We start from the raw sequence: 10,923 nt of genomic DNA, 5'->3' as shown, positions 1-10,923 counted from the left end.
CTGTTCTTGGCTTGGCGGTTTTCCCTATCTTAACGGCCAAGAGGCGGGCACCGCCAATAGCGGGCTTGGCATACTTCAAAAAAATCTTATGGATTAGGGGCTTGTGCCATAATATCGGGCCCCCGTTCGCCAATGACGGGCCCAAGATGAGGAAGCGAGAATGAAAAAATGGATCCTGGCGTTGGCCGCCGCCGCCCTGTTGGCCGGTTGTTCCGACAAACCCAGCGAGGGTGACCTGGAAGACATGCTGACCGCCAAGCTCAATGACGGTTACGAGCTCTTTGAAATAGACGACTTCGAGAAGCTGGACGCCTTGACCAAGGGCGAAGACACCTACCTGGTGGACGTGCAGTACACCCTGGTCTTTACCAAGGATCTCAAAGAGGTGGCTGAGGATCTCAGGAAAGAGAGCAAGGGCTCCGGCCTTGGAGACCTGGGCGCCGGCCTGGGCCTGATGGCCCTGAAGATGCAGTTCGGCGACTTCAAAGACGGCGATGAAGTGGAACAGAAGCAAACCCTGGTGCTGCGCCGCAGCGAAGAGGGTTGGAAGCTGGTAGCAACCCGCTGACAAGAGCCGGCCCTGGGCCGGCTTTTTTGTCTGCCCCCACTGGGGCTAAGATAGTGCGGCAACTTGTGGCAAGGAGGCAGTATGCCCCAGTGGTTGGAAACCCTTATCGACATCATCAGCCCCTACCTGCCCGCCATCGGCATAGTGGGCCTGCTGATGGTGCTGGCGTCCATGGTGGTGATCCCCTACCTCATCGTGAAGATGCCGGCCAATTACTTCGTCCGTGAAAAGCGCCCCCGCCATTGGACGGCCCTGACCCTGGCCTGGTGGCTGATGCGCAATCTGTTGGCCCTGGTGTTGTTCCTGGCTGGTTTCCTGATGCTGTTCCTACCCGGCCAGGGGCTGTTGACCATCCTTATCGCCCTGGTGGTGTCGGACTTTCCCGGTAAGTTTGCCCTGGAAAAAGCGGTGATCCGGCAAAGTTCGGTGCTAAAAGCGGTGAACTGGGTGCGGCGTCGTTATCAGCAGCCCGAAGTGCTGGTGCCCGGCGACAGCTAAATTCCCATTGTTTCCAAGTGGTTGGCAAATAGCCAACAGGCAGGGGCGGCAATGCTGTTGCCCTATCTGGTCTGATGTGTAATTTTTGTTAACTGGGCGGACCTGTCAGCAAGCAGCACATAAAAAAAGGCCGACCCAGAACGGAAACCACCACCAACAAGGGGGAGTTATGTCACTCAAGCCTCTGGCATTGGGGCTGGCGCTGTTGTGCGCCGCGCCCGCCAGCCAAGCCGCCTTCTGGCACAGCAGCAGCGGTTATACCCAAACCCACTATCCCATAGTCCTGGTCCATGGCCTGTTCGGTTTCGATTCCCTGGCGGGGGTCGATTACTGGTACGGCATACCTTCGGCGCTCAGCAAGGACGGGGCCAAGGTCTATGTGGTGAATGTGTCGGCCGCCAACAGCACCGAGGTACGGGGCGAGCAGTTGCTGGCGCAGATAGATAACATCCTGGCCCTGACCGGGGCCGACAAGGTCAACCTTATTGGCCATTCCCACGGCGGTCCGACGGCCCGTTATGCGGCGTCGATGAGCCCGGACAAGGTGGCGTCGGTCACTTCTGTGGGCGGCGTAAACTGGGGGTCGAGCTTTGCCGACGCGGTGCGCGGCGCCATACCCCAGGACAGCCTGTCAGAAGACATTATCGCCGGGGCTTTCAACGCCTTTGCCGGCATTATCGAGTTCCTGTCCGGCACCCCGGCCGACCCCCAGGACGCCGTTGCGGCCCTGGAGTCCCTGACCACGGCCGGCACCCTGGCCTTTAACGCCCGTTATCCGGAAGGTATGCCCAGCCAGTACTGCGGCCAAGGGGACGAGCAGGCCGGCAACGGCGTGTATTACTACTCCTGGAGCGGTGCCAGTACTGTCACCAATGTGCTGGATATCAGCGACGCCGGCCTGCTGGCCACCTCCCTGGTGTTCTCCGAGCCCGGCGACGGCTTGGTGTCCAGCTGTTCCAGCCACCTTGGCAAGGTGATCCGGGACAACTACGGCATGAACCACCTGGACGAGGTGAACCAGACCTTCGGCCTGGTCAATCTCTTTGAAACCAACCCCAAAACACTCTTTAGAACCCAAGCCAACCGTCTGAAAAACCTGGGACTCTAGGTGAAGACGTGGCATCTATTGGTGCTGGCCCTGACGGGGGCCGGCACCCTTTTTTGGTCCCTTATCCAAAGCCCCAAAGGGCCCAGCGCCCCAGTGGCCAGCCTGGCCGGTACCCAAACCGACGGTGCCCTTGGCCCGGGCTTTGTGTTGGATGGGGCCCTAAAAGACCGATTTGATTATTGGCTCAGCACCCTTGGGGAGCTGGGCTTGGCGGCCTTGCCGGAGCGCTTGGCCCAGTCCCTTCGGGAAGCCGGCTGGAGCGAGGCGGATATCGGCCAGGCCTTGGCGGCCTTCGCCCGTTACCAGCAGTACCTTAAGGCCATGGGGAGTCTTGCGATGCCAAGCCGGGCCAGCGCCGGCGAGTTGCAAGCCGCTTGGGCCGAGCGGGACGCCCTGCGGGGGCAGTTTTTCAGCGCTGAGGAAATCGCGGCGCTGTGGGGGGCGGATAAAGGCCTGGAAGAACTGACCTTAAGGCGCCTTGAGATCCAGGCTTTGGATCTGGACCCCCAGGCCCGCCAAGACTGGCTGGATGACGAACTGGCCAAGGCGCCTCCTGAGGTGCAGCGCGCCCTTGGCCCCAGCCAGCGGCTGAGCCGCCTTGGCACCATGGAGGGCGCCAGCCGTGACCAACTGGCCGCCGAATTTGGCGACCAGGTGGCAGACCGCCTGGAACAGGTGAAAGCGGCGCGCCAGGACTGGCAGCAAAGGGTGGCGGCCTACCGGGCCGAAGCCGAACGCCTGCAAGGCCTGCCACAGGCCGAGCGCCAGGAGGCCCTGGCCCATTATGGCGACCAGCATTTTACCCAGGCAGAGCAGCGGCGCTTGGACGTTTGGCTAAGGCACCAACTGCAATAAGAAGCCGCCCTTGGGCGGCTTTTTGCTAACCAGGGCGCCATGGCCCTAGCGGGCGTTACCTTCATGTGGCTTTCCAGCCAGGCCGCTACCTTTGCCAGGGCGCTGTGGTCCAGGTTGGCTTGTCATTGTATGCCCATCCGCTGTTTCGTTTGGGCCGTCGTCTGCGGGCGTGGCGGCTTGACCCTGCAGGGGCGGCAGCTCAAGGCGAACAGGCGACCACCCGGCTAAAGTGGAGTAGATCGCCAAGGGGCCTAGTGGTATCACAGGGGCAACGCCACAGAAGGAGTCAGCAATGGCAAAGCGTATTCAAATAGAACAAAACGGCGGCCCGGAGGTCCTGCAATGGGCAGAGGTGGCCCTGGCCGAACCCAAAGCCGGTGAAGTTCGGGTGAAAAACCACGCCGTGGGCGTGAATTTTATCGACATCTATTTTCGTGACGGCCTCTACAAGGCCCCGGCCATGCCCACCAGCCTGGGCACCGAAGGGGCCGGCGTGGTGGACGCCATAGGTGAAGGGGTAACGGGCTTTAAGGTGGGTGACCGGGTCGCCTACGCCCAGGGCCCCCTGGGTGCCTACAGCCAATACCATGTGCTGCCTGCCAACAAGCTGGTGTCGCTGCCCGAGCAGATCGATTTTGACAGCGCCGCCGCCATGATGCTCAAGGGCCTGACCTGCCAATACCTGCTGCGCCAAACCGCTCCCCTCAAGGCCGGTGACGTGGTGCTGTTCCATGCCGCCGCCGGTGGCGTGGGCACCTTTGCCTGCCAATGGGCCAAGGCCCTGGGGGTTAAACTTATCGGTACCGTCAGCACCGCCGAAAAGGCGGCCCTGGCCAAGGCCAACGGCGCCTGGGAAGTCATCAACTACAGCACTGAAAACGTGGTGGAGCGGGTCAAGGAACTGACCGGCGGCGCCATGTGTGACGTGGTCTACGACTCGGTGGGTAAGGACACCTGGCTGACCTCCCTGGACTGCCTCAAGCCCCGTGGCCTGATGGTGAGTTTCGGTAACTCCTCCGGCCCGGTGGAAGGGGTCAACCTGGCCATTCTGAACCAGAAAGGCTCCTTGTTTGTGACCCGCCCCAGCCTCAACGGCTACGCCGACACCCCCGAGCGCCTGCAGGCCATGGCCAAGGACCTGTTCGACGTGGTGCAAAGCGGCCAGGTACAAATCCATATTGGCCAGCGCTTCCCCCTGGAAGACGCCGCCAAGGCCCATATCGCCCTGGCCGGCCGCCAAACCACCGGTTCCACCGTGCTGGTGCCCTAAGCGCGCCACCTGGCAAAGAGGCCGCCAATGGGCGGCCTTTTTTATTGCCGGCCTTGACGGCGGCCCCTGGGGGCTGGATGGTTAAAGCTTGGTCAGTGACAGGGCAGGACTATGGCATACCGTTACCGGCTGGGGCACAGGCAGCTGCAGTTCCCCGACTTGAAAACCCTGCTGGCCAAGGCCACGCCACTGCGCTCAGGGGACCAGCTGGCGGGGGTAGCCGGCGCCTCTGATGAAGAGCGGGCCCTGGCGCAACTGGCGCTGAGCGAGGTGCCTTTAAAGGCGTTTTTGCAAGATTTGGTGGTGCCCTATGACGAGGACGATGTCAGCCGCCTGATCATCGACAGCCATGACGCCGGCGCCTTTGCCGCCATCAGCCACCTGACGGTAGGGGATTTTCGCAACTGGCTGCTAAGCGACGAAGCAGATAGCCAGCGTTTGGCGGCCGTCGCCCCCGGCATCACCCCGGAGATGGCTGCGGCGGTCAGCAAGGTGATGCGTAACCAGGACCTGATCCTGGTGGCCAAAAAATGCCGGGTTGAAACCGCCTTTCGCAATCGCCTGGGCCTGCCGGGGCGCCTGGCCACCCGCCTACAGCCCAACCACCCCACAGATGACGCCACCGGCATTGCCGCCAGTATCCTCGACGGCCTGCTCTATGCCAGCGGCGACGCGGTGATCGGCATCAACCCCGCCACCGACAATCTGCAACAGGTATGTGGGCTGCTGGAACTGCTGGACGGGGTTATCCAGCAATACCAGATCCCCACCCAAGGCTGCGTGCTGACCCATGTCACCACCAGCCTCAGAGCCATGGACCTGGGCGCGCCCCTGGACCTGGTGTTCCAGTCCATTGCCGGCACCCAGGAAGCCAACCAGAGCTTTGGGGTAACCCTGGACCTGCTGGCCGAGGCCCAGAGCGCAGCCCTTAGCCTTAAGCGCGGCACCCTGGGCCAGAACGTCATGTATTTCGAGACAGGGCAGGGCAGCGCCCTGTCCGCCAATGGCCACCATGGGGTGGACCAGCAGACCCTGGAGGCCCGCGCCTATGCCGTGGCCCGGGCCTTTGACCCGCTGCTGGTGAACAGCGTGGTGGGCTTTATCGGCCCCGAGTACCTCTTTGACGGCAAGCAGATCACCCGCGCCGGGCTCGAGGATCATTTTTGCGGCAAGTTATTGGGGCTGCCCATGGGGGTAGATGTCTGCTACACCAACCACTGCGAAGCGGACCAGAACGACATGGACAACCTGCTGACCCTGCTGGGGGCCGCCGGTTGCAACTACATCATGGGGGTGCCGGGCTCGGACGACATCATGCTCGGTTACCAGAGCACCTCTTTTCATGACGCCCTTTACCTGCGCCGCCTGCTGGGGCTGCGCCCGGCCCCGGAGTTTGAAGCCTGGCTACAGGCCATGGCGATCCTCGACAAGGACATGCGCCTGGCCAGCAGCTTGCCGCCGTCCTTTGCCCCTGCCCTAAAGCGCCTGGAGGCCCACCATGAGTGACCCTTGGCGCCAGCTGCGCCACTTTACCGCTGCCCGCATCGCCCAGGGCAAGGCCGGGGTCAGCCTGCCCACCCAGGAGCACTTGCGCTTTCAACTGGACCACGCCCGGGCCAGGGACGCCGTGCACCGGGCCCTGGATCTTGAAAAGCTCAAGGCCCAGCTGCCCACGGCGCCACTGCTACTGGCCAGCCAGGCCAAGGACAGGGCCCAGTACCTGCAAAGGCCCGACTGGGGGCGGCGCCTGGATGAGGCCTCGGCCGAGGCCTTGCGCCAGCAGCAGGGGGATTTTGATTTGGCCCTGGTGATCGCCGACGGCCTGTCGGCCCTGGCCGTCGAGGAAAACGCCGGCCCCTTTCTGCAAGCCCTGCTGCCGCAGCTGCGGGATTGGTCATTGGCGCCCCTGTGCCTGGTCAAGCAGGGGCGGGTGGCCATAGGGGACGAAGTGGCAACGCTGCTGGGGGCGCGCATGGTGCTGGTATTGATTGGCGAGCGCCCCGGCCTAAGCGCCACCGACAGCCTGGGTCTCTACTTTACCTATGGCCCCAGGGTTGGCTGCACCGACGAGCGGCGCAACTGCATCTCCAATGTGCGCCCGGCCGGGCTCAGCTACCCGGAGGCGGCCCGGCGCCAGCTGTACCTGCTCCAAGAGGCCTGGCGGCGGGGGCTAAGCGGTGTCGAGTTAAAGGACGAAAGCCCCATGGCCCTGGCCGGGCCCGGCAACTTCTTGCTGCCATAAAAAAGCCGCCCTGGGGGCGGCTTTTTGTTGCGAGAGGGCCTTATTGTTCTTCGCGGGCGATGGCGCGGTAGGCGATATCGCTGCGGTAGAAGGCGCCGTCCCAGTGGATGGCCTTAACCCCCTGGTAGGCGGCGGCCTGGGCCTGGGAGACGGTGTCGCCAAGGGCGGTGACACAGAGCACGCGGCCGCCGCTGGTGAGCACCTGGCCGTTGTCTTCCTTGGTACCGGCATGGAACACCTTGACTCCTTGGGGCACGGCGTCAAAGCCGCTGATGGCGTCGCCTTTTTGCGGGGTGCCGGGGTAGTTGGCAGCAGCCATCACCACGCCAACGGCGGGGCGCTCTTCCCACTGGGCTTGGGGATACTGGTCCAGCTCGCCTCTGGTGGCGGCCAGGCACAGGGCTACCAGGTCGGATTTCAGGCGCATCATGATCGGCTGGGTTTCGGGGTCACCGAAACGGCAGTTGAACTCGATGACCTTGGGGGCGCCGCTCTGGTCGATCATCAGCCCGGCGTAGAGGAAGCCGGTGTAGGGGACGCCGTCCGCCTTCATGCCTTCGACCGTGGGGTAGATCACCTCGTCCATAACCCGCTGGTACACCGCCGGGGTGACCACGGGGGCCGGGCTGTAGGCGCCCATGCCGCCGGTGTTGGGGCCAGTGTCACCGTCGCCGACCCGCTTGTGATCCTGGCTGGTGGCCATGGGGGTGACGTTGTTGCCGTCCACCATGACGATAAAGCTGGCCTCTTCGCCGTCCAGGAAGTCTTCAATCACCACCCGGGCGCCGGCGTCGCCAAAGGCGTTGCCAGACAGCATGTCGTTCACCGCATCCTTGGCCTCGGCCAGGGTCATGGCGACGATCACGCCCTTGCCGGCAGCCAGGCCGTCGGCCTTGACCACTATGGGGGCGCCGCGCTCTTCAAGGTAAGCCAGGGCCGGGGCCACCTCGGTAAAGGTGCGGTACTGGGCGGTAGGAATGGCGTGGCGGGCCAGGAAGTCCTTAGAGAAGGCCTTGGAGCCTTCCAGCTGGGCCGCTTTGGCGGTGGGGCCGAAAATGGCCAGGCCCTCGGCACGGAAGGCATCGACGACCCCTTCCACCAGGGGCGCTTCCGGGCCCACTATGGTCAGGGCCACGTCGTTGTCCTTGGCAAACTGCACCAGGGCGGCGTTGCCGGCCACAGCGACGTTTTTAAGCTTGGGCTCAAGGGCGGTGCCGGCGTTGCCTGGGGCAACGTAAACCAGCTCAACCTGGGGGCTTTGGGCCGCTTTCCAGGCCAGGGCATGTTCGCGGCCGCCGCCGCCGATAACCAGAACCTTCATGCTGACTCCTTAGTGGCGGAAGTGGCGCATATTGGTGAACACCATGGCGATACCGGCTTCGTCGGCCGCCTTGATGACTTCATCGTCACGGATGGAGCCGCCCGGCTGGATAACGGCGGTGATGCCGGCCTTGGCGGCAGCGTCGATGCCGTCGCGGAACGGGAAGAAGGCGTCGGAGGCCATCACCGAACCGGGCACTTCCAGGCCTTCATCTTCGGCCTTGATACCGGCAATTTTGGCGGAATAGACGCGGCTCATCTGGCCGGCGCCCACGCCTATGGTCATCTCGTTTTTGACGTAGACGATGGCGTTGGATTTAACGAACTTGGCCACCTTCCAGGCGAACAGCAGATCTTTCATTTCTTCCGCGCTGGGGGCGCGCTGGGTCACCACTTTCAGGTCACCCTGGGCCACCATGCCCTGGTCCTTGTCTTGGACCAGCAGGCCGCCGTTAACGCGCTTGTAATCGAGGGCCGCCGGGCGCTCGGCCCACTCACCGCATTCCAGCAGGCGCACATTGGCCTTGGCCGCGCACACTTCGCGGGCCCCTTGGGACACGCTGGGGGCGATGATCACTTCCACGAACTGGCGCTCGATGATGGCCTTGGCGGTGTCGCCGTCCAGCTCCTGGTTAAAGGCGATGATGCCGCCAAAGGCGCTGGTGGGGTCGGTCTTGAAGGCACGGTCGTAAGCTTCGAGGATGCTGGCGCCCACTGCCACACCACAGGGGTTGGCGTGCTTGACGATAACGCAGGCCGGCTCCACGAATTCCTTGACGCACTCCAGCGCCGCATCGGTGTCGGCGATGTTGTTGTAAGACAGTTCCTTGCCTTGCAGCTGCACGGCCGTGGCAATGGAGGCTTCCTTGGGCTCGGCTTCCACGTAGAAGGCGGACTGCTGGTGGCTGTTTTCGCCGTAACGCAGATCCTGCTTCTTCACAAACTGGCTATTGAAGGTGCGGGGGAACTTGCTTTCGCTAAACATGGCGCCGAAATGATTGGCGATCATGCCGTCGTAGGCGGCAGTGTGCTCAAAGGCACGGATAGCCAGATCGAAGCGGGTCTCAAAACAGAGGCTGGCGCCGTTTTGGTCCATCTCGGCGATAACGCGGCCGTAGTCGCCGGTGTTAACCACTATGGCCACGTCTTTGTGGTTTTTGGCGGCGGAGCGCACCATGGTGGGGCCGCCGATGTCGATGTTCTCGACGGCGTCTTCAAATTTGCAGTCGGGTTTGGCGACGGTGGCGGCGAAGGGGTAGAGGTTGACGACCACCAGATCGATGGGGTTGATGCCATGCTCGCCCATGATGCCGTCGTCGGTGCCACGCCGGCCGAGGATGCCGCCATGAACCTTGGGATGCAGGGTTTTCACCCGGCCGTCCATCATTTCCGGGAAGCCGGTGTAGTCGGACACTTCGGTCACCGGAATGCCGTTGTCTTTGAGCAGACGGTAGGTGCCGCCGGTGGACAGCAGCTCCACACCGCGATCGGTGAGGGCCTTGGCGAAGTCGGTGATACCGGTTTTGTCAGATACGCTGATAAGGGCGCGACGGATGGGGCGGGCGTCTTGCATCAGTTGATCTCTATGGCTGGCGGAAGTAATAGGAAAAAGCGGGCGGTATTCTACACGAAAACGTTTCCGATGGGGGAGCCGGCACCGGAATTTCCTCCGGTACTTGACCCTGGAGCGGGCTCTAGGGTTAGCCTGTGATCAGATCCACGGCGGAGTATGGGCATGAGCCTTATCAGTCATTTCTTCGATCTCTTTATGGACGCGGCCCCCTGGCTGCTGTTGGGGTACCTGACGGCGGCCTTGATCAAGGTCTGGTTGCCGGCCGACTGGCTGGGCAAGCACCTGGGTGGCGAAGGCATCAAGCCGGTGACCAAGGCCGCCCTCTTCGGCGCGCCCTTGCCCCTTTGTTCCTGCGGGGTGCTGCCGGCGGCCATGGGGTTGCGCCGGGCTGGGGCTTCCAAGGGCGCCACCGTCTCTTTCTTGGTGTCCACCCCGGAAACCGGGGTGGACTCGGTGGCGGTGTCCTATGGCCTGCTGGGGCCGCTGCTTGCCATAGTGCGGCCCATCGCTGCCGTGGCCTCGGCCCTTACCGCCGGGCTCTTGGCCGGGCGCCAGCAAGACCTTGCCCGCCCGGTAACAGCGCCAGCGGCGTCTGGGCCGGCAAGTTGCTGTGGCCCCAAGGTTGACGCCCCTATCAAAAGCGCTTGCTGCGGCGAAGATACGAACGCCAGCGGCGGTGAAACGCAAGCCCCAGCCAAGAGTGGCTGCTGCGGCGAAACGGCAGTGACCTTTACCGCCGTCAGCGGTGATAGTTCAGCCGTTGCGGCGTCTACCCAAAGCGGCTGCTGCGAAAGCGAGGCCAAGCAGGCAGAACCTGCCAGTTGCTGCGCGCCGCTAGCCAAAGCCTCCAGCCAAAGCGGTTGCTGCGCCGGGGAGGCGGACCAAGCCAAGGTAGACAGCTGCTGCGCACCTGTTGCCAGCAACAGCAGCAAGTGGCGCCAGGGTTGGCGCTTTGCCACCCGCGACCTGGTGGATGACTCGGCCAAATGGCTGCTGATAGGCCTGGTGTTTGCGGCCCTGGTGGTGACCTATGTGCCGACGTCCTTTCTCAGCCAATGGGGGGGCGGCTTGAGCGCCATGGTGGTGATGATCCTGGTGGGCATTCCCATGTATATCTGCGCCACCGCCAGCACCCCCATAGCGGCGGGGCTGCTGTTGGGGGGCGTGTCTCCCGGCGCCGTGCTGGTGTTTTTGCTGGCGGGCCCTGCTACCAACGCCGCCGCCATAGGATTGGTACGCCAGGAGCTGGGCAACAGGGCGCTGCTGGCCTACCTGGCGGGGGTCACCCTGCCCGCCATCGCCTTTGGTTACCTTACCAACTACCTGGCCGGACTCTGGCCGGCCGGGGTCAGCGGCCAAGGTGGGGATCATGACCTGCTGCCTACCTGGCTGAGCCTAGGGTCGGCCCTGGTGTTGGCGGCCTTGATGCTGGCCAGCTTCTATCGGCGCTGGTGGCCCGGCACCCGGGCTCACGTCCATTAAAAAAGGC

Annotated in this window: 10 protein-coding genes; 8 read left to right on the top strand and 2 right to left on the bottom strand. The window is 63.4% G+C overall.

Features of this window, described 5'->3' with window-relative positions; translation table 11 throughout:
- Positions 1–160 precede the first annotated feature (160 nt).
- From B3C1_RS06220 to eutC, 7 genes are all read left to right on the top strand, one after another.
- Complete coding sequence (locus B3C1_RS06220) at positions 161–568, top strand: lipoprotein (RefSeq protein ID WP_008483637.1); 408 nt, start codon at positions 161–163, stop codon at positions 566–568.
- 81 nt (positions 569–649) lie between these two features.
- Entirely contained in the window at positions 650–1,066 is a 417-nt protein-coding gene (locus B3C1_RS06215) for a hypothetical protein (protein ID WP_008483635.1), read from the top strand.
- A 169-nt stretch (positions 1,067–1,235) separates the two neighbouring features.
- Positions 1,236–2,174 (top strand): esterase/lipase family protein, encoded by a 939-nt coding sequence (locus B3C1_RS06210; protein WP_008483634.1) that lies wholly within the window; start codon positions 1,236–1,238, stop codon positions 2,172–2,174.
- On the top strand, positions 2,175–3,029 hold the full coding sequence (locus tag B3C1_RS06205; protein WP_156804474.1) for a lipase secretion chaperone: 855 nt from the start codon (positions 2,175–2,177) through the stop codon (positions 3,027–3,029). It abuts the gene before it with no gap.
- Positions 3,030–3,321: 292 nt separating this feature from the next.
- Positions 3,322–4,299 carry a quinone oxidoreductase family protein gene (locus tag B3C1_RS06200; protein WP_008483632.1) on the top strand — a complete coding sequence of 326 codons (978 nt, stop codon included), beginning with the start codon at positions 3,322–3,324 and terminating at the stop codon, positions 4,297–4,299.
- Between the two features lie 111 nt (positions 4,300–4,410).
- Positions 4,411–5,805: an ethanolamine ammonia-lyase subunit EutB gene (locus B3C1_RS06195; RefSeq protein ID WP_008483631.1), complete on the top strand. Its 1,395-nt coding sequence runs from the start codon at positions 4,411–4,413 to the stop codon at positions 5,803–5,805.
- Positions 5,798–6,541 carry an ethanolamine ammonia-lyase subunit EutC gene (gene eutC / locus B3C1_RS06190; protein WP_008483630.1) on the top strand — a complete coding sequence of 248 codons (744 nt, stop codon included), beginning with the start codon at positions 5,798–5,800 and terminating at the stop codon, positions 6,539–6,541. The genes B3C1_RS06195 and eutC overlap by 8 nt, the downstream gene beginning before the upstream one ends.
- A gap of 40 nt (positions 6,542–6,581) precedes the next feature.
- Here the strand turns inward: eutC and purD are convergent, their stop codons facing one another.
- The gene (purD, locus tag B3C1_RS06185; protein WP_008483629.1) at positions 6,582–7,862 is read right to left on the bottom strand and encodes a phosphoribosylamine--glycine ligase; all 1,281 of its coding nucleotides are present in this window, start codon (positions 7,860–7,862) and stop codon (positions 6,582–6,584) included.
- Positions 7,863–7,871: 9 nt separating this feature from the next.
- Positions 7,872–9,434: a bifunctional phosphoribosylaminoimidazolecarboxamide formyltransferase/IMP cyclohydrolase gene (gene purH / locus B3C1_RS06180; protein WP_008483628.1), complete on the bottom strand. Its 1,563-nt coding sequence runs from the start codon at positions 9,432–9,434 to the stop codon at positions 7,872–7,874.
- Between the two features lie 162 nt (positions 9,435–9,596).
- Between purH and B3C1_RS06175 the strand changes: the two genes are divergently transcribed.
- Positions 9,597–10,916 carry an SO_0444 family Cu/Zn efflux transporter gene (locus tag B3C1_RS06175; RefSeq protein ID WP_008483626.1) on the top strand — a complete coding sequence of 440 codons (1,320 nt, stop codon included), beginning with the start codon at positions 9,597–9,599 and terminating at the stop codon, positions 10,914–10,916.
- Positions 10,917–10,923: the final 7 nt, after the last annotated feature.

The organism is Gallaecimonas xiamenensis 3-C-1 (assembly GCF_000299915.1).
In the GTDB taxonomy this organism is placed as follows: domain Bacteria; phylum Pseudomonadota; class Gammaproteobacteria; order Enterobacterales; family Gallaecimonadaceae; genus Gallaecimonas; species Gallaecimonas xiamenensis.
The sequence above is the reverse complement of the archived record's forward strand: the minus strand, read 5'-3'. Positions and strand labels throughout refer to the sequence as shown.

Coding starts and splice junctions, on each gene's coding strand:
- B3C1_RS06220 (WP_008483637.1), top strand. CDS start 161: ATGAAAAAATGGATCCTGGCGTTGGCCGCCGCCGCCCTGTTGGCCGGT.
- B3C1_RS06215 (WP_008483635.1), top strand. CDS start 650: ATGCCCCAGTGGTTGGAAACCCTTATCGACATCATCAGCCCCTACCTG.
- B3C1_RS06210 (WP_008483634.1), top strand. CDS start 1,236: ATGTCACTCAAGCCTCTGGCATTGGGGCTGGCGCTGTTGTGCGCCGCG.
- B3C1_RS06200 (WP_008483632.1), top strand. CDS start 3,322: ATGGCAAAGCGTATTCAAATAGAACAAAACGGCGGCCCGGAGGTCCTG.
- B3C1_RS06195 (WP_008483631.1), top strand. CDS start 4,411: ATGGCATACCGTTACCGGCTGGGGCACAGGCAGCTGCAGTTCCCCGAC.
- eutC (WP_008483630.1), top strand. CDS start 5,798: ATGAGTGACCCTTGGCGCCAGCTGCGCCACTTTACCGCTGCCCGCATC.
- purD (WP_008483629.1), bottom strand. CDS start 7,862: ATGAAGGTTCTGGTTATCGGCGGCGGCGGCCGCGAACATGCCCTGGCC.
- purH (WP_008483628.1), bottom strand. CDS start 9,434: ATGCAAGACGCCCGCCCCATCCGTCGCGCCCTTATCAGCGTATCTGAC.
- B3C1_RS06175 (WP_008483626.1), top strand. CDS start 9,597: ATGAGCCTTATCAGTCATTTCTTCGATCTCTTTATGGACGCGGCCCCC.